General features: G+C 53.7%; 16 protein-coding genes. 9 read left to right on the top strand and 7 right to left on the bottom strand.

Features of this window, described 5'->3' with window-relative positions:
- Window positions 1-147: 147 nt before the first annotated feature.
- The 4 genes from AC07V9_RS23895 to AC07V9_RS23880 form a co-directional block, all read right to left on the bottom strand.
- Window positions 148-948 (bottom strand): carbon-nitrogen hydrolase family protein, encoded by an 801-nt coding sequence (locus AC07V9_RS23895; protein WP_495018107.1) that lies wholly within the window; start codon window positions 946-948, stop codon window positions 148-150.
- A 10-nt stretch (window positions 949-958) separates the two neighbouring features.
- Entirely contained in the window at window positions 959-2,653 is a 1,695-nt protein-coding gene (locus AC07V9_RS23890; protein ID WP_495018106.1) for a flavin monoamine oxidase family protein, read from the bottom strand.
- A gap of 131 nt (window positions 2,654-2,784) precedes the next feature.
- Window positions 2,785-3,246 (bottom strand): Lrp/AsnC family transcriptional regulator, encoded by a 462-nt coding sequence (locus AC07V9_RS23885; RefSeq protein WP_495018105.1) that lies wholly within the window; start codon window positions 3,244-3,246, stop codon window positions 2,785-2,787.
- 163 nt (window positions 3,247-3,409) lie between these two features.
- Window positions 3,410-4,177: a class II aldolase/adducin family protein gene (locus AC07V9_RS23880; RefSeq protein WP_495018104.1), complete on the bottom strand. Its 768-nt coding sequence runs from the start codon at window positions 4,175-4,177 to the stop codon at window positions 3,410-3,412.
- 191 nt (window positions 4,178-4,368) lie between these two features.
- On the opposite strand from AC07V9_RS23880, the gene ppk2 reads away from it, so the two are divergent.
- Window positions 4,369-5,280, top strand: coding sequence for a polyphosphate kinase 2 (gene ppk2 / locus AC07V9_RS23875; protein ID WP_495018103.1), 912 nt, complete (start codon window positions 4,369-4,371; stop codon window positions 5,278-5,280).
- 33 nt (window positions 5,281-5,313) lie between these two features.
- Here the strand turns inward: ppk2 and AC07V9_RS23870 are convergent, their stop codons facing one another.
- Window positions 5,314-6,360: an FUSC family protein gene (locus tag AC07V9_RS23870; protein WP_495018102.1), complete on the bottom strand. Its 1,047-nt coding sequence runs from the start codon at window positions 6,358-6,360 to the stop codon at window positions 5,314-5,316.
- A gap of 599 nt (window positions 6,361-6,959) precedes the next feature.
- Here AC07V9_RS23870 and AC07V9_RS23865 point away from each other — a divergent pair.
- Both AC07V9_RS23865 and AC07V9_RS23860 read left to right on the top strand, forming a co-directional pair.
- The gene (locus tag AC07V9_RS23865) at window positions 6,960-9,938 is read left to right on the top strand and encodes an ATP-binding protein (protein ID WP_495018101.1); all 2,979 of its coding nucleotides are present in this window, start codon (window positions 6,960-6,962) and stop codon (window positions 9,936-9,938) included.
- Window positions 9,931-11,637, top strand: coding sequence for a response regulator receiver domain (locus AC07V9_RS23860; RefSeq protein WP_495018100.1), 1,707 nt, complete (start codon window positions 9,931-9,933; stop codon window positions 11,635-11,637). The genes AC07V9_RS23865 and AC07V9_RS23860 overlap by 8 nt, the downstream gene beginning before the upstream one ends.
- Here the strand turns inward: AC07V9_RS23860 and AC07V9_RS23855 are convergent.
- Together AC07V9_RS23855 and AC07V9_RS23850 are read right to left on the bottom strand one after the other, a co-directional pair.
- Window positions 11,634-12,803 carry a DNA cytosine methyltransferase gene (locus tag AC07V9_RS23855; RefSeq protein WP_495018099.1) on the bottom strand — a complete coding sequence of 390 codons (1,170 nt, stop codon included), beginning with the start codon at window positions 12,801-12,803 and terminating at the stop codon, window positions 11,634-11,636. The two genes, AC07V9_RS23860 and AC07V9_RS23855, sit on opposite strands and share 4 nt — an antisense overlap.
- A 531-nt stretch (window positions 12,804-13,334) precedes the next feature.
- A complete protein-coding gene (locus tag AC07V9_RS23850) occupies window positions 13,335-13,499 on the bottom strand; it encodes a hypothetical protein (RefSeq protein WP_495018098.1) in 165 nt (54 codons plus the stop codon).
- Between the two features lie 378 nt (window positions 13,500-13,877).
- Between AC07V9_RS23850 and virB5 the strand changes: the two genes are divergently transcribed.
- The 6 genes from virB5 to AC07V9_RS23820 all read left to right on the top strand — a co-directional run bounded on the left by virB5 (window position 13,878) and on the right by AC07V9_RS23820 (window position 18,174).
- Complete coding sequence (virB5, locus tag AC07V9_RS23845) at window positions 13,878-14,663, top strand: P-type DNA transfer protein VirB5 (RefSeq protein ID WP_495018097.1); 786 nt, start codon at window positions 13,878-13,880, stop codon at window positions 14,661-14,663.
- Between the two features lies 1 nt (window position 14,664).
- Window positions 14,665-15,156 (top strand): hypothetical protein, encoded by a 492-nt coding sequence (locus tag AC07V9_RS23840; RefSeq protein WP_495018096.1) that lies wholly within the window; start codon window positions 14,665-14,667, stop codon window positions 15,154-15,156.
- Window positions 15,153-15,407, top strand: a complete 255-nt coding sequence (locus AC07V9_RS23835) for an EexN family lipoprotein (protein ID WP_495018095.1) — start codon at window positions 15,153-15,155, stop codon at window positions 15,405-15,407. The genes AC07V9_RS23840 and AC07V9_RS23835 overlap by 4 nt, the downstream gene beginning before the upstream one ends.
- Window positions 15,404-16,489, top strand: coding sequence for a TrbL/VirB6 family protein (locus AC07V9_RS23830; protein ID WP_495018094.1), 1,086 nt, complete (start codon window positions 15,404-15,406; stop codon window positions 16,487-16,489). Before AC07V9_RS23835 ends, AC07V9_RS23830 begins: the two co-directional genes overlap by 4 nt.
- A gap of 277 nt (window positions 16,490-16,766) precedes the next feature.
- Complete coding sequence (locus tag AC07V9_RS23825) at window positions 16,767-16,985, top strand: antitoxin VbhA family protein (protein ID WP_495018093.1); 219 nt, start codon at window positions 16,767-16,769, stop codon at window positions 16,983-16,985.
- Window positions 16,986-17,166: 181 nt separating this feature from the next.
- Window positions 17,167-18,174 carry a DUF4917 family protein gene (locus AC07V9_RS23820; protein WP_495018092.1) on the top strand — a complete coding sequence of 336 codons (1,008 nt, stop codon included), beginning with the start codon at window positions 17,167-17,169 and terminating at the stop codon, window positions 18,172-18,174.
- Window positions 18,175-18,498 lie beyond the last annotated feature (324 nt).

The raw sequence follows: 18,498 nt of genomic DNA, 5'->3' as shown, positions 1-18,498 counted from the left end.
TTGCGGGCGTACGCATAACCCCCTCTGGGAGCGAATTCATTCGCGAGAAATGGAGCGGTCGACATTCACATGTGGGATGTACCGACGTCTTGCGAATGAATTCGCTCCTACAGAGATTGTGTGGTGTCAGATAAACACGGGCGCGCCTCAGCCTTTCGCCAACCCCGCATAAAACCCCGGCCGCCGGTCCTTGAAATAGGTGTTGATCGCCTGAGACTCACCCATTACACGGCGGTCCAGATCAGCAATCACCAACGCCTCTTCTCTCCCGGCCAGCCCGATCTGTTTGCCATCCGGCGCGCAGATGCTGCTCAGCCCGCAGTACTGAATCTCGCCTTCGCTGCCGCAATAATTGGCGTACACCAAATAGCACTGGTTTTCGAATGCCCGGGCGCGCACGGTCACTTCACAGACGAAATTGTAAGGCGCCATGTTGGCGGTCGGCACCAGAATCAGGTCAGCCCCGGCCAGGGCCAAACGTCGGGTGTTCTCGGGGAACTCCACGTCGTAGCAGATGAGAAATCCCAGCTTCCAGCCGTCGAATTCCACGACGGGAAAATGATCGTCTCCTGCACTGAACATCGACTTGTCCAGTTCGCCGTACAGATGCGTCTTACGATAATTGCAGCGTCGTACGCCTTGCGCATCGATCAGTTGCACAGCGTTGTAGACCTGACCCTCAGCACTCGATTCGGGATAGCCATACAGAATCGCGATACTGTTTGCCTTGGCTATTTCGGCGATTTCCTGTGCTGCCATCCCGTCGCAAGGTTGCGCCAGATCCCGTGCCGCCTGCGCGCCGATGTTATAGCCGCTCAGGTACATCTCCGGAAACACCAGCAGCGTTGCGCCCTGATTCGCTGCTTCTGCCGCCTGCGTTTGGAGCCGCGCAAGATTGCTGCTGACGTCCAGTGGCAACGGTGGGCATTGGTACAGGGCAACGCGCATGACGGTCTCCTTATTCGGGCAGCACGATGGGGCCGATTTCGTGGAACACGTCACCCGGGCCCGGGTTCTCGGCGTGGGTTTTGCCACCGAAGTGGGTCATGATGCCCCACACCGCGTTGAGTGAGGTTTGCACGGCGCCCTCGACCCAGGCGGGCGTCCAGGAAACGTCGTCGCCGGCGATGAAAATGCCACGTTGCTCCTCAGGCATGTCTTTTTGCATGAAGTGCGCGTACATCCGCTGGTTGTAGCGATAGTGGCCCGGCAACGCGCCTTTGAAGGCGCCGAGGAAGTGCGGGTCGGCTTCCCACGACACAGTGATCGGATCTCCGATGATGCGCGCGGCGATATCCACCTTCGGATAGATCTTTTTCAGCGCGCCGAGGGCCAGGCTCACGCGTTTTTCCACAGGGTGCGGCAGCATTTTCAGCGCGTCGCTCATCCACGAGTACGACAGGCAGATAACACCCGGCTTCTCGGTGCCGTTGGAGTAAGTGCCGTTATCGAACAGGTAGGTGCCGCGGGTCAGGCGATCGGTGAGGGTCATGCTCATCAGGTCGCGACCGGTTTCCGGGTCTTTGTCCTTCCAGAACGGGCGATCAACCATCACGAAGGTTTTTGATGACTGCATGTAACGGGTGCGGTCCAGCGCCATCCACATCTTTTGCGAAAACAGCGTTTCTTCACACTCGATCTGCGTGGTCAGCAGCCAGCTTTGGCAGGTCGCCAGCACCGCGTCGTAATGGCGGGTGTCGCCCCAGTTATCGGTCACGGCGAACTTGCCGTCGGCGGCGCGGGCGATGCGCTTGACGCCCGTGCGTGGCGCGCCGTGGTGCAGGGTCGAGAGGCTGGTGCCTTCCGGCCAGTGGGCGCAGCGTTCCGGTACGTGACGCCAGATGCCCAACGGCACTTGCTCCACGCCGCCGACGATGAGGTGCTGGTGATCGTCGCAGTTGGTCATGACTACGCGGAAGATTTCCAGCATCGAGTTGGGGAAGTCCGAGTCCCAGCCGCCGGTGCCGAACCCCACCTGACCGAACACTTCGCGGTGGTAGAACGACAGTTTGGCGAAGGCTTTGGAGGTGGCGACGAAGTCGTAGAACGTGCGGTCGTCCCACAGCGGCACGAGCTTGTCCCATAGCTCTTTAAGACGCGGCACGTCGCGCTCGCGGATGGCTTGCTGGATGTCGGCGAACTGCGCGCCGTCTTCCAGCGCATCGGCCCAGGCGTCAGCCACTTCCTGGAACAGCGCCGGCAAATCCGACAGCTTCTGTGCGTAATGAGTGGTGCCTTCCAAGTCGATGACCGTGCTGCCGGACGCGGCGGTCAGCGGGTTGGGGAAGGGCCTGGACTCAAGGCCGAGTTTGTCGACGTAGTGATAGAAGGCGGTGGACGACACTGGAAAGCGCATGCCGCCCAGCTCGGCGATGATGCCCTCGGCGCCTTCGAACTGCTGCGAGCGCAGGCGGCCGCCCATTTTCGAGGCTTCGTAAACGACCGGCTTGAGGCCAAGTTTCATCAGCTCGTAGGCGGCCACCAGGCCCGCGATGCCTGCGCCGACAATGGCCACTTCCTTGCCGAGGTTGTCGGTCGGAATGCTGCCCAGCCCTGCGGGGTGCTCGATCCAGTCGTCAAAAGCGAACGGAAAATCCGGGCCGAAAATCGTGATCGGTTTTTTACCGTCGGCGGGGTGGCGAATGTTCTTCATGACTGACCTTGTTCGGCTGAGGCGCGGAAGAGGAAAGTCTAGATAACACTTGAGACGTTAATAAGACGCAGAGTGTCGTCATTTTGTAGAGATTTTGAGCAAAATGACGAAGGCTTGCGGCATAACGATGATTAGACAGGCTGTCCGCGATCAATCTTGCTGCTGAGGATGATGGACGTGGTGGTCTTTTCTACGCCGTCGACGCTGCCAATCAGGTCGAGTAACTGGTCCAGCTGCTCGGGGGAATCTGTGCGCAGCCAGGCAACGTAGTCGAACTCGCCACTCACGGCGCAGAGTTGCTGCACTTGGGCCAGCGCGCTCAATCGGCGCAATATTTCCTTGCCCGAACGCGGCTGCACGGTGATGCCGACATAGGCCTGTAATCCGCCATCGACGACGCGCTGGCTCAGGCGCACGCCATAGCCGGTAATGATTTTGGCCTTTTCCAGCCTTGCCAGACGTGAGGTGACGGTCGTACGCGCGATACCCAATTGACGAGCAAGATTGGCCACCGGTTCGCGGGCGTTGATCTGCAGCGCGGCGATCAATTGGCGGTCGACGTCGTCAAGGGCAGGCGGGCGTGTGTCGGACAAGGGGATCTCCTTCGGCAAACCGGTGATGTTAGGAGATTCTGGGGTGGATCGGGAAGCGTTCAGGTTATAGAACTCATCACTGAGAGATGGGGTGACTGCGCGCGCACTGCTATTTCTGTGGGAGTGAGCAAGCTCGCTCCCACAGGAGGGCATAGCCGCGGCGTCAGTTTTTATAATCCGGCGCGACGCGATCCAGCATTCTCAGCAATGCCGCCCAGGCAAAATCCACGGCATCCAGATCGCTCAACTCACCTTCTGCCACGCCTTGTCCCGGCGCATTGAACTGCCTCTCGGTGCGTACGCGCACTTCTTCGGGCGGCAAATGCAGCTGGCCACCGGCTTGCGCGGCGATCTGAATCTCGCAAGCCTTTTCCAGGTAGTACATGCGCAGGAATGCCTGCTTCACGCTGTCGCCCACCGTCAGCAGGCCGTGGTTACGCAGGATCATCACCGAGTTGCCGCCCAAGTCTGCTACCAGTCGTTGCTGCTCGCTGAAATCCAGCGCGATGCCTTCATAGTCGTGGTAGCCCACGCGACCGTAGAACTCCATCGAGATCTGGTTCACCGGCAGCAGCCCGCCTTCCTGCGCGGCCACTGCGCAACCCGCCTTGGTATGGGTGTGCAGCACGCATTGCGCGTCCTCGCGAGCACTGTGAATCGCGCTGTGAATCACGAATCCTGCAGGGTTGACCGGATATTGGGAGGCCTCGACCTTGTTGCCATCGAGGTCGATCTTCACCAGATTCGAGGCAGTGATTTCCTCGAACATCAGGCCGTACGGGTTGATCAGGAAGTGATGCTCGGGCCCGGGGATGCGCAGGGAAAGGTGGGTGAAGATCAGGTCGGTCATCTTGTAATGAGCGATCAGGCGATAGCAGGCCGCCAGTTCCTGCCTGAGTTGCCATTCCTGCGAGCTGTACGCGTGGGACATGTGGGGCTCCAGTGGTTCGGATCTGCTGTCGACGCAGCCTGCCAGTCAGAATCGCCGGCGTCGAGGTGTCTGTTTTGGAGTTCGCTCTGTAGGACTTTTCCCCGGTGCCACTCCTCTGTCATTCAGCTGTCACCCATGGCGTGCCTAAATTCTGTCCCTGACCCTCAGAATCCACGCCCGGGAGCTCTGTCATGACTCTGGATTTATCCGAAACCGCCCGCTACATCCACGCCGATATCCTCGACAGTTTCGACGAAGAACTGGAGATGGAATACGACGATGCACGCCTGGATGGCCTGCTGTCTGACTTGGGCGAGGAAGTGCCGAAGAGCATCGATCGACGCGTGTATTTCCGCGAGTTGCTGCGTCTGCAGGGTGAGTTGGTCAAGCTGCAGGATTGGGTCGTCAGCCAGAAATTGAAGGTGGTGGTGCTGTTCGAAGGCCGTGACGCGGCGGGTAAGGGCGGCGCGATCAAGCGCATCACCCAGCGCCTCAATCCTCGGGTCTGCCGAGTGGCTGCCCTGACCGCACCCAGCGAACGCGAGCGTACCCAGTGGTACTTCCAGCGCTACGTTTCGCATCTGCCGGCAGCGGGCGAGATGGTGCTGTTCGACCGCAGTTGGTACAACCGCGCGGGCGTCGAGCGGGTCATGGGTTTTTGCAATAACGACGAATATGAAGAGTTCTTCCGCACTGTTCCGGAGTTCGAAAAGATGCTGGTGCGCTCCGGCATCATCCTCATCAAATACTGGTTCTCGATCACCGACGATGAGCAGTATCGCCGCTTCCTGATGCGCATCCACGACCCGCTCAAGCAGTGGAAACTGTCGCCAATGGATCTGGAATCCCGCCGTCGCTGGGAAGATTACACACGCGCCAAGGAAGAAATGCTGACACGCTCCCACACCGACGTCGCACCGTGGTGGATCGTCGAGGCTGACGACAAGAAGCGCGCGCGACTCAACTGCATTCATCACCTTTTGGAGCAGATCCCGCGCGGCGACGTTGAATCTGCGCAAGTGGTGCTGCCGGAGCGCGAATACAACGCCAACTACCTGCGTGCTCCAGTGCCGCGGGACATGGTCGTGCCGTCGCGTTATTGATGTACCGGCGCATTAACGGGGCTGCGAAGAGGCTCAGATCTTCCAATTCTTCGCAGTCTTCGCCAGCCGCTGTTGCAGCCCTTCGATGTTCAGCGCCAGTTGCCGCGTCATCAGCTGATACCCCAACACTTCCGCCGAAACGGCAGGCGTTTGCGGGCCCACCGCCAAGGACTCCGTCGGGCGAGCCAGCCGCTCTGTCGCGCCACTTTGCAGGGCGCGGGCCATGCCGATCAGCATGCGCCGAATCCGACGCTGCTCGGCGTTCATTCCTACATTGCCCAAGTCTGCCGGACGCAAGTTCGAGAGGATTTCCAGGGTGCTCAGACACATGCGGAAATGGCCTTGAATCGCATCCAGCTCCACCAGCGAAATTTTCACTTCCTTGGACACCGACGGCATCAGTGAGCGCAGCTGCAGCATCGTCGCGTTGAGGCGCGCGGTCAGCTTCAGGTGCTCGTCCGCCGCAACTGACTGCCCGCTGCTGATGCGCTCGTACACCTTCGCGCAATCACGCAAACCGCTCGCCAGGTTGTAGCGCCATGAGTACACCGCATACAGCGGCAGCGCGAATGAGAACGCCAGCGCCAGCGCAATGCCGATCAGGATGTCCACCGTACGCCACAGCCCGTCGGTGATCGGGTTATCGCCGTGCCCGGCCACAATAAACAACGTGATCGCCGACAGCAGCGCCGTGTACCCGCCCTTGCCGATGGCGTGATAGGCGAAAAACCCGCAGATCAGCGACATGATCACGTACGTCAGCAGCGGCATGCCCAGATAACTCTCCTGCGCCACCACCGCCAGCCCCAACGCCGCACCAATCAACGTCCCGTAAGCGCGCTCCACCGATTTTTTGCCGATATTGCCGTGATGCTGCAGACCGCCGATCACGATCAACATCGTCACCGACGCCCACTCGCCATGGGGCAGGTGAATGCCGGTGGTGAGCAGGATCGACACCAGCAGACCGACCACGATGCGGCCGGCGTGGATGTAGCGAGCGTGGCGATAACGGCGGTAAGGGTCCAGAAGCGGACGCAGCAAGCGGCGAGCAAACAGAGGCAGGGAAGGCATATTCATGAGCTAACAGACCGCTGAGACGGCAAATGTATCCGGCAGTTTGGCAACGGCTAGAGGCAATTACACCTGATGAAAGTAGGCTCAAACGGCTGGGATGAATCTGAGAGGCGCGAGTGACTGACACTGTGGACGATATGTGGACGTCATGGCATCGAAGTCCATCAAGAATTTCTCGTGCGCGAAAACGACAAAGCCGCGCAATGCGCGGCTTTAAAGGTGGTGGGCCCACACGGACTCGAACCGTGGACCAAAGGATTATGAGTTCGCCAGCGAGCATGACAGTCTAGAGAAGTCAGCGTTTGCTAAGCGAAATATACAGTAATGATCAAGCGCTAAAAGCTCAATAAAATCAGTAGATTAACCTAATCTACGGTTGCTTAGAGAAGAACTGCACTGTACCCCTAGTGTACCTTTCTCCCAGAGATTTGGTAGCTTCAGAAGCAGGCTAGGGGAATTGCGGCCCCGAACACCTTGTGGCCATAGAATCTCGGTCGTGGATTAGGGCAGGACTCCTTAGCTTTGGGCGTTAGGCAGGAGCTTGTGCTTTCCCTGCCGTCAGCGGCAACTCCAACGGATATTGGATAATTTCGAGAAAATGTATGAATGACGCCGTAGCGTTCCAGACTAGAGCGCGAACGATCGACCACCTAGGCAGAGAGCAAATTGCCGATGTGCCGACTGCAGTGAGTGAGCTCTGGAAAAATGCTTACGATGCTTACGCACGTGAGGTCTCGTTACAGATCCACAGCACTAAACAGCCCACCGCTGTCGTAATGGATGATGGGCATGGAATGACTCGTGGGCAGTTTCTGGATAAATGGCTGGTCGTTGGTACCGAGTCGAAGGCCGGCAACGACTCTGTTCCTGAAGCGCTCAGAAATGGCTTGCCCGAAAGGCCAAAGCAGGGTCAAAAAGGAATCGGAAGGCTTTCAGTCGCGGCCCTAGGAGCCACGGCGCTGATTGTTTCGAAACAGGAGCACGAGAAATTTGTCGCATGTCTCATAGATTGGCGGCTGTTCGAAAATCCATATATCTTGCTTCAAGATATTAAGCTGCCAGTAAGAGAATTTTCTGATGTGGCGGAGTTTAACCTCCTCATTCCCGAGATGCGTAAATCTCTTCTAGAAAATTTAACCGGATCGGATGGAGATAACGGGCGTGCCTCACGGTTGTCATCCGCATGGAGAGACTTTGATAAACTAGTAAAAGAGCGTGATGCGACTGAGCAAGCGGTTTCTGATCAAATTAAAAAATCTGCGTCTTATGATCTAGATTTAGATAAGTTTCTGGAATCCTGGCCGGTATGGACGGAGAGAAAAAAGTCTGGTACGGCAGTAATTATTACCGAGCTTAACTCGGCTCTCTTGGCATGGATTGCTGAAGGTGAGGATCAAAATTCGGACGAAATAGAAGCAATTAAGGCTTCGATGGTTCGTACTCTGTCCGGCTTCTCTGATCCTTATGTTAAAAATGTCGAGGAAATTACCTCCGAGTCCTCTGGCTCAGATGATCAAAATGATGAAGTCTTAGACTACAGTGTTGTAGTGCACGCTCGCTCTGGCAGCAAGTGTGTTGTCGGTCGTGAGAAAGGCTTTGGCCTTGAGTATCTGCAGAGTCTCGATCATAGTCTCATCGGTGAGATTGATGATTATGGGGTTTTTCGAGGAAGAGTGCGGGTGTTCGGGAAGGATATCGGAGATGTGGAGATTGCTCCATCGCACCCGATACCGACCTCAAATAAAGACAAAGTCGGGGCTTTTCTACTTTGTTTGGGAGCATTTGAGCCTATTGCACGATCTAGCTCTCTCAGCGAGGCAGTGCACAGTAAGGTATTGGAAAGAGCTGAAACCCACTCGGGCTTAAATATCTATCGAGATGGGTTAAGGGTGATGCCTTACGGACGTCCAGAGAGTGACTTTTTCAAAATTGAAGAGCGGAGGCAATTCCACGCTGGTCGGGAGTTTTGGGCGAGTCGGCGGATTTTCGGGCGTATCGGAATTACTCGGTCAGATAACCCTAATTTGAGAGATAAGGCTGGCCGCGAGGGGTTGATTGATAACACTGCTAGCCGAGCAATACAGGCACTAGTTGTTGATCTGCTAAAAGTTACGGCTCGTAGGTACTTCGGCACAGATGCTCCGGTCCGAAAAGAGTTATTGCCAGGTGTTGAGGCTGAAAATGATGCCGCTGCCAAAAACGCAAAACAGGCAAGAAGTGGCCAACTGTCAAACTTTAAATCTTCTGTTAAAAAGCAGCTTCCAGAGCTTGAAATTGCCCTCTCTAAAGCAAGGTCTATAGAGGAACATCTCAATTCAGTATTGGAAGGAAGTGAACTGGAAGAATTATGGAGGCTTTCGGCATCTGTTAGTGATCTACAAGATTCAAAGTTAGAGTTAAGGCTTCCTCCGAAGCCTAAGAATCTAGGTAAATTCGAGGAGCGTTACAGGGAATATAGGGATCAATATGCCATCTTGGTGGATGTGGTTGAGGGCGTGCGCCAAAAATGGGCTAGTGAGACTGAAAGATTAAATGCGAAACCTGCGATTGATGTTGTAAAGTCAAGGTTGGCAAGCCATCAGAGTGCTTTGAGTGATCAGTTGTCTCGTTGGCGGAGAGCGATTGTTGATATTCTCACATCGGAGCAAGCTCGTATAATAAGTTCAGCTCAAGATGATCAAAAGGAATACTATAAAAAGGTTTCTCCGTTGCTTTTTGAGGTTGAGAGCGAAAGGGTTGCATTGACGGCCGCCTTAGCTGAGATGGATGAAACCAGACAAACGCTGAATGACCAATTTTCATCCAGGTATGAATCCTATAAACGCAGCTTGCAGCAGCTCGCGAGTGGGGTGGATCTAGATGGTGCATTCGCCTATGCCGGGGCAAGGAGTGAGACACTAGAAGGGCGACTGGAGAAGCTCCAAAGCTTGGCGCAAGTTGGTATTAGTGTCGAGATTCTCAGTCACGAGCTTCATGTGCTTGATAGGAGGCTTCAGACAAGTTTAGACAAACTGCCTAGTGAAATTAAGAAAACGAAGGAGTTTGCGGAGGCTAACTGGGCGCGTCAAGAGCTTGTTGAGAGGCTCAGGTTCCTTTCGCAGATGCAAATATCCGGAAGTGACGTGCGTCAGAGGATAACGGGGTCAGATATTGATGAGTACTTAATGGCGTTTTTTGGGAATACACTTTCTGAAAAGAATGCTGCAATTAATACGTCTGATGTGTTTAGGCGTGTGGCGTTTTACGAGTTCCCGTCGCGCATTTTTCCAGTATTCATCAATCTGATTAACAACTCGCTTTACTGGCTTCCTTCAGCAGGTGATAGGGTTATCCAAATCGATGTCATCGATGGGGCGATAGTTATTTGCGATTCTGGTCCTGGGATTGACCCTGATGATGTAGATAGTCTATTCGAATTATTTTTTACGAGGCGAATAAGAGGTCGTGGGGTTGGGCTATACCTTTGCAGGCAAACGCTGGCTGCGGGCGGCCATACCATAAATTACACCGAAGACAAACCTTGGAAGCAGTTGTCAGGTGCATGCTTTGTAATAACTTTGCGGAACGGATTCGATGCCTAATATATCTCCCGAGCTGTTGAAAGAAGCTTTTATTGATCCTATCCGTTTTGCACTAGTAGTGGATGACGAATTTCCAACGTATTCTCAAATGGCGCGTCAGGAAATTGAAAGATATGATGCTGTTCGTGCTGAAAGTCTATTTGGTTTTTGCCGGGCTCAAGGATGGCTCTGCGATGTAGACAATGCCGTAAGAGTGGCGGAGAAGTTTGAGCGAGACAAGCACTTGAACCAGTCTGATCTGCTCATATTAGATTTTCATCTTGAATCAGACAAGCCTGAAGACCCAACTAGGGCACTGGGTGTGCTTCAGTCTTTAGCGGCCTCCGATCATTTTAATTTGGCTATCATATATACAGCGGCTCCTCCGTTGGATGTGGCTCGGGATGTTGCGTATAGCTTGGGGGGCGGGGTAAAAATCTCGCTGGAAGATGCCCGTAATGTGTCAGAGTTTATTGAGGGTCTTGATCCTGACGATTATGATGGAATATTGGATTGCTCTAATGCAGAAGTGATACAAAATTTCCTGGCCTCTCAGAGGCCAAGCGCGAGCGCCCAGGCATTGGTGCGAGCTCTTCGTGAGGCTGAGATAAACCAGGGGCTAATTGGAAGTGCTGTCGCTTACATTTGTATGGAGCAGCTCAATGAAAAACTGTCTCGTGCAGTAACTGAGCGGCGTAATAGTTCTGCTAATGTGGAAGTTAGTTTTTCGGCGGAAGGGCCGATGTGGGTTGCTGAAGGCAATTTGTTTGCTGTGATAGTGAATAAGGAGGAGCCGGTAGAGGTTTTGCTGGATAGGTTACAGAGCGCATTGGTCTCTTGGAATCCGTCTCCGCTCAAACTAATGATGATCCAGGCGCGCGCGGCGCTCGAAAAGGCAGGGACTACCGTAGATTTGAAGGTTTTGGATACCCCGCGTCGACAAGCAGGTTGGCTTTTGAGGATACTTGCCGCCTCTGATCTAAATGAGAGAAAGCGGCACATACATGAACTATATGGACGTTTGTTTGAGCGCCTAATCAAGCATGTTGACGAGGTAGTTATAGGGTTTGGAGCGAAGTTGTTTGTAGACTTTGAAGGTAGTCCCGCGAAAATTGCTAGGGAAATGGCAAAGGCTAAAGGTGTTCAGGATGAAGATATATATCACGCTTTGAATGAGCATCTATGTTCGGACTCTTACACCGATGGAGTCATTACTACCGGCGTAGTATTTAGGTGTAATCGGGATGGTAACTTCAGCTATTGGTTATGTGCTTCGCCAGCCTGCGATCTAGTCGTAGGTCAAAATTCTAATGGATGGGATGGTGACTTACACCCTTATCGACCAATTAATGCTGTTAGACTTACCTCTGTCAGTGGAATGAGGAAAAGACTGGAAAGCGCAACGCATGGCAGAGACATATTTTTACATGTGGATGGCGAGGCGTTAGTTCTTGAGGTTGCAGACAGCACAACTCGTCAGATGAAGATGGAAACTTTGCTTCTGGCTGATGGTGGCGTAATCAGCTCCTCAATTTTCACAGGTCTCATAATTGCGCTTGATAAAGACAAAAAGCCGGAAATTATTACCTCTGAGTTTCAATCTGTAGCACTATTGCGGTCTGATTATGCCAATAAATTTTTGGCAGAGTCCGGCTATCAGCGTGCTCGGATAGGAGTTGATTTTGTACCTATCCCTAAGCAGGCGGCACAGGCCGGTTAGCCGGGCTGTTGGGTTAGTGCCCTGTAGATTTCGCTAATAATTGCCTTTGCTAACCCTACTGGTACAGCGTTACCGATCTGTTCTCCGGCGGCCATCAACCCGCCGCCGAAGACGAAATCGTCAGGGAATGTTTGGAATCGCGCTGCTTGACGTAGTGTAATCCCATGGTTTTCAGTCGGGTGTACGAAACGCCCCTTTGAAGGGTTTATACAAGCAGTTGTCATAGTTGGCGCTGGTTTAGAAGGATTGATGCGGCCATACACATCATTATGGCCACCGTGTCCTTCGTGACATTTTAGGGTGCGTCCAGACTGAGAGCGACTCCCCCCATTGATAGGAGTGCATTTGAATAATTCGACCATTTCAGGAGAATGGTTCATGTGAATATTATTCGGATCGTTCTCCTCAGAGGGGTGGAATGCCACTGCAGCATTTTTCCAAACAGGCCTGCTGTCTCGAAAAGGCTCGGGCGTACTGGGAGATACATGGGTCGGACGTGGGGGCCATTGAATGTCTAACGGCCTTCTGGAGTCTACTCCTAGTATAAATACTCTCTTTCGATTTTGGGGTACGCCAAAATCGCAGGCGTTAAGAACAGCCGGGGGGAATAAGTTGTACTCCGCTTCGCGTCCCATCTCGTAGAAGCGTTGAAGATATTCCTTGTGCCTCGGCCAGAGTAAGCCGGGGACATTTTCTACTAAGAAAACCCTTGGTCTAATCGTTTTTACGTAATCGAAATACCTACATAGTAGAGCATTTCGAGGATCCCCCACGCCTTTGTCTTTGATGCGATGACTGGAAAAACCTTGGCATGGAGGACCGCCAATTATGAAATCGCATGTTCCTGGCTCGACTCCCCACTGTTTAAGTGCTTCTTCTGGATCAAGCGGAAGTATGTCTCCATTGATGACGGGGACTTTCTTTCCGGCATATCTCGGGATGTTGTCCGAATATGTTTTTGCAGCCTTTTCTTTGATCTCAAGGGCGCCGACTACGTCTATGCCAGCCTGTATAGCACCTAGCGAAAAACCACCCGCGCCGGCGAACAAATCAACGCACTTTACGACGGATGGCTCCACGGCGCCCGTCGCTCCAGCAGGTTCATGCTGCTCGACGCCAGCCTGCAGCAGCCGGCCATCAACATTTTGAGGGGGCACTTGAAGCATTGATAGCCTACAATCCAAAAATCCTCCATTGTAAGGATATGGATTTTTGGCGCAATAGGTTTGAGTGGCTATATTTCGCTCCGCTCAAGCTGGGAGGGGCGCCGGGGTGCCTGATAAGGGGGGGATGTTGGACGATTTGGGTGTAGCCTATGTCAAGCCTCATGGGTAATGCTCCATCTCTTCAGCCTAGCATCGCGCTACTTACAACGTCTGTATGCTTACTTATTAATCGACCAAGTGCTTCGATTTGCTCGATGGTTACTGGTTCGTAATATCCCTCATTCCAGCACCCAGCAATTTGACTAAGATTCCTGCCTAATGCCAGCAACTGATAATTTGACTCACCCAAGGCATCAATTTCATGCATGCTGAACTGAGGCTCGCGCGTAAGTCCTACACGGACGGCATCTACGATCCAGCGCCTTGAGAGCTACGCTCAAAATCGGCGCGTTCCTTTATGGCTTCTTTTTCCGACTTCGTGAGCAATATTTCAAACCGTTTCTTTGGTTCCTGAATGTTTTCCGTCTGCGTTTAGGATTTGGGCAGATGCACTGTGCCTATGTTCTCAAGCTGGTGTTCGATGGCTTCCTTCAACGCGGCACCTGATGTCTTGCCCAAACTGCTGCAATAACTAATCCAGCGTAATTTCAATTCCATCCCAAGATGAACATTAATAGAGCGAGCGCCGGTTGCCATAATTGCATCTCCTGAATTTATGTGGATGGGAGTATCTGGGTAGCATGCAGTGTGCGCACATACCACCGGCGAATAGCCTATCCTGCAGTAGCCACTCGTAGTAGTCGGAATTTCGTCATGACGAAGAATTGGGACGTACGGCTCTTTTGGATATTGGACTAAGGTGAGACAATACATATCGCCAAAGTGTAGTACTTTGGTTAATTCTGTGACGCTGTAACCGCCTCGCTGATGCTTATTGCATTATGGGCGCGGCCCTTAAAAGACGGGGCCTACACCGGGTAAGACTGGCGCATAGTCACCCCAAGAACGGTATAGCCGTACCGGGTGCGATTCCTGAGCAGATCGACAGGTCGGACAGACGGCCCAGCGTTCACCATGTCCAATGGAGAGGTGACTATGGGTCCGTTAAAACGTTTTACGTTCAAAGGCGTCCGGCCATTTAGTTTCGCGACGATGTTCGTGTCGATGCTAGGGGCCCAGCAGGGGTACGCTCAAATCCCCGTAACCGTTACTACCCAAGTGACGGATTCCCCCATGACTGTTGCCGAGTTCGCGTCTAACACGACTCGCTGGGCCCAACAGGTTCAGCAGATGACATCCCAAATTGATCAGATGAAGCAGCAGTACGGCGCGCTCACGGGGTCGCGTGGGCTCGGTCGAGTATTTGATGATCCGCAGCTGCGAGAGTATCTGCCTCAAGACTGGCAGGCTGTGTATGACGCAGTGAAGCATGGCGGCTATTCAGGCCTGAATGGTCGTGCTGGTTCGATCTATGCGGATAACAAGGTGTTCGATGCCTGCGAAAGTCTGGTTCAGGATCAGCAGCGCGATGCTTGCCGAGCACAGGCGGTGAAGCCGTCGCAAGATAAAGCGTTTGCTCTGCAGGCCTATGACCAGGCCGAGGCCCGATTACGGCAGATTGACCAGCTCATGGGGCAGATCAATCAAACGCAAGATCCCAAAGGGATCGCAGAGCTGCAAGGTCGCATCGCGGCAGAGCAAGCGATGATCCAGAATGAGCAGACCAAATTGCAGATGTTCCAAATGGTCGCTGAGGCTGAGGGCAAGATCCAGGAGCAGCGGCAACGGGAATTGAATGCCCAGGTGCTCGACAAGAGAGGCTACAAGAATCGCGAAGTGCTGAACCTGGGGGGCAACTGAAATGATCTCGTACGCTCATATCCTCCCCTTGGTCATGTGCTTCTTCATCCTCACTTCCTTACGGCGATTCTGGGTTTGCATTGGCCGGTTCGGAGCTTTGAAAGAGGTGTCACGACGTGCGCCTGAGTTGATCCAGAGCGATCTCCTGGCGGCATCAGCCGCGATCATGCCTTTTGTACTGGCGCTTGCCGATTGGTTGCAGATAGTGCCGCCCCGAGCAACTGGGCCAATCTCCTCAACGCTCGCCGTTTTGACCTCATTCGCATGTGCACTGGGTTCGTCGCTATTGATTTCGAGGTCCGAATACCGCATTGCGGGTAGTTGGGCAGGGACAAGGGAAAGCGCGTTGAGAACGCTTGCCGCACTTCAGATTATCAACGCTGCTGAGCTGGCCTATTCGCTGAAATTTGCTGGGGAATTCCGCACGGAGGCGGAGCATGTGCTGCCTCGTGAAGTGAATGGAGCGGATCAGAATCGGGAGGGCCGGAAATGACAGCCTCTCGTTTCTCAATTGTCGTTTTGTTTCTGCTCACGGGCTGCGGGGCGGATGAACCGGTCCATTCTGTCGATTGGTACAAAGCCCACAGCTCGGAAAGGGATATCCGTATATCGGAGTGTGAGCGACATGCCGGGACTCTGGCCCTTACGCCGAACTGCGTTAATGCCAAGCAGGCCAGGAATGAGCAGCAGCTTGATCAGCGCGGCTATCGGAGGCGTGAAATGCTGAATCTGGAGGGGCAATGACCATGGAGTCCAATTTTTACGAATGGGTAGGTGGCTCAATCGACTCGGTGTTGAACAGCTACGTGCAACTCATGGCACATAGTGTCATTGATAACTCCTCGGGCTCGTTCGTTGCTGGCGGCGGCCTTTTCTTCATGATCCTGGGCCTGCTGTCCGTCGGTGGCTTCATCGAGCATCCTCTCCCGCATGTTTTCAAGCTCATGTTGAAATGGGTATTCATCGGCGCATTGGCACTCAATGCTGATACGTACCTTGGTTGGGTCGTGGAAGCGATTCGCGGCCTGGAGGTTGGCTTGGCAGATGCGTTTTCGCCAAATGGCAAAGGTGTGGCTGCCACATCGGTGTATCAGGTGATTGATAGAGCCATGACCGATGGATTTGATATCGCTTCCGATCTGATTGCTCGCGCTGGACGTCGTGGCATGACCGAGATAGGCATGATTCTTTATGACTGGCTTATTGCAGGAACGATGATCATCGCAACATTCCTGATTACGCTGCCCGCTGGAGCGATGATCATCACGGCCAAGGTGCTGTTGGCGTTTTTGCTAGGGTGCGGACCGCTGTTCATCGCACTGCTGCTGTTTGGGCAGATGACCAGCAAGTGGTTCGATCAATGGTTCGCCCAGGTGATGACCTACATCATTCAATGCGCAACGATCACGTCAGTGCTTACGCTGGGGATGAAGTTCTTTTCGACAATGCTGGCCGATGTGCAGCCCACTGCTGGAAACGGCCCACCGACCGACATGCTGGAGATCCTCGCGTTAAGTGGGATTGTGCTCTATATGGTTTATCAGGCTTACTCATTGGGAGGTCAGCTTGCAGGTGGTCTGTCGTCCAGTGCGATCACATTGCGGCAGATGACTCAGGCTGCGTTAAATCCAGCCAAGGCGGTCTTCAACACTGTTAATCCGATGTCAACGCGCCGAGACCTGCAGTCGGGCATGATGACCACTGCTAGAGGTTTGAATCATGTAATCGCAGGGAACAGCGTTTGGAACCCAGCCTATCGGCAGCACGTCATGCAGAACCTGGGCAAGAACTGGGGTAGGGCGAGAGGAGGGAGGGTCGGTAGTTAGCGACCAGATATCAGAATTACGGACCCTGCTGCGCGCCCTGGCGGGCTTGCCCAAAGGGGCTCTGCCCCTCTGGACTTCCCGCCCTCGCCGGTAGCAGGGGCCGCTGGGAAAGGCATCCAGCAGCCCCGCAGATAGGATTGGGGTGGCGCAGCGTCAAGGGTGCGCTTCGCCGTCATCCTCGCCCGGTCCCGTTTCACGGGCTGCGGCCTCCGGTGACGCCCTTGACCCTTCAGCTTATCAGCGCTGAAATTGTCTTGTTCTACTTCGCGGAGCTCTCATGAAACGGATGAAGAATATGGATGCTGTCGAGCTCATGGATGCAGAGCGGACTCGTCGGCAAGCTGCAGTCGATTACGCTCGTGCTTCACTCACGTTGGAAGGATTTACGTTAACTCCTGAGCTAGAGCAGTACGCTCTCGCTTTCGTGAACGGCGAGTTGACCTTGGTCGAGTTCATTTCATCTGTTGATTTTTCACGCCCGCCTGCTGTTCGTTAGTATCGCCATCACCGAATTGCTTTCCATCGATAGCGGATGACTCTACAAAATCTTAGCGTTCGAGGGGCGACGATTGGGTTTTTCGCGAATTCGTACAGAGCCCAGGCAGGCTATCACTGGTGGCTGACATGCCATTAATTTGAGATTACGCTGTTCCATCGCAAATGGAGAGAGCGACAACATGCCAGAGATAGTGCAGTGGGGAGAGATTCGGGATCAGTACACGGACAGCTTGCTCCTCGGAAACGGGGCGAGCATGGCAGTACATCCTCAGTTCGGATACGGCTCCCTTTTCGACAGAGCGCAGGAAATTGGGCACATCACACCCGCAGTGGCGGGCATTTTTGATCGTTTCGGTGTGAATGATTTTGAGCTGGTTCTTCGCCGCCTCTGGCAGGCGAGCCTCGTGAATCAGTCCCTCGAAATTCCACATGGCAGAGTGGAGGAGGCGTATGCGGAGGTCCGAACTGCTCTAATCTCTACGGTGCGAGACATTCATGTGGATTATGACAACGCGCTGCCCCATCTACGTCTGATCTACCCATTCATGATGCACTTTGACACGGTCATTTCCCTAAATTACGACTTGATCGTTTACTGGGCTGCGATGCTGGGCAACCGCGAGCGAGGTCCGCATTTTAAAGACGGGTTCATTGGCGGCACCTTTACCGAAGATTGGGAATCTTTGCGTGCCCCTTACGGAAGAGCAACCGGCAGCACTCTATTCTTCTACCCTCACGGAAATCTCGCTCTCACCCGAACCGACGATCGCCGCGAGAGCAAGATTGGAGCTCAAGACGGCGGCCGCTTACTCGATGCGATACTTGATCACTGGGAAGGCGGAGCCACAATTCCTCTATTTGTCTGTGAAGGGACTGCTGCCCACAAAAAGAAATCGATTGAAAGCTCTTCATACTTGGAGCGTGTTTTTAGGGAAGTCGTCCCCGCCCTAGGTGATTCAGTCACTATTTACGGCTGGAGCCTTTCGGAACAGGATCAACACATCGTCGACCAGATCACCAGAAACCCACCTCAGAGGGTAGCGATCTCTGTGCGCGGCGGCTCACAGGCGTTCGCTCAGCAAGCGGAAGAAAAAATGGTTCGTGCTGGCGTCAATCAGGTCGCTTTCTTCGACTCAGAGAGCCTGGGCTGCTGGAACAATCCTACGGAAGCTCCGGGAGAAGAGTGACTTAGTTCATAGGTTCTGGACGCAAAACCTTGATACTCGTTCATGCTGCGTCGATAACAGTCTGACCTTCATCTCAAGACTTTCGTGCAGGGCTATTACTTAGGCTCTGTGCGAAAAGCTTTGAGACGGACGTCAGGCAAAGCGAAAACAGCCGAGGAAGTGGAATTTACGTGGTGTAAATGAGCATTCCAAGGCTGTTTCAACGTAGCATCAACTAGTGTCTATAAGTGTGATGTCGGTAGAATTTACGTAAGCGTCCGAGCTACACCGCCTTGCAACTCAAACCTAAATCCGTTTAAACCACTGATTCACGCGCTCGCACTC

Source organism: Pseudomonas sp. GW821-FHT02A11, from assembly GCF_059421985.1.
Note: the sequence above shows the minus strand (reverse complement) of the source record. Positions and strands in the feature narration are given on the sequence as shown.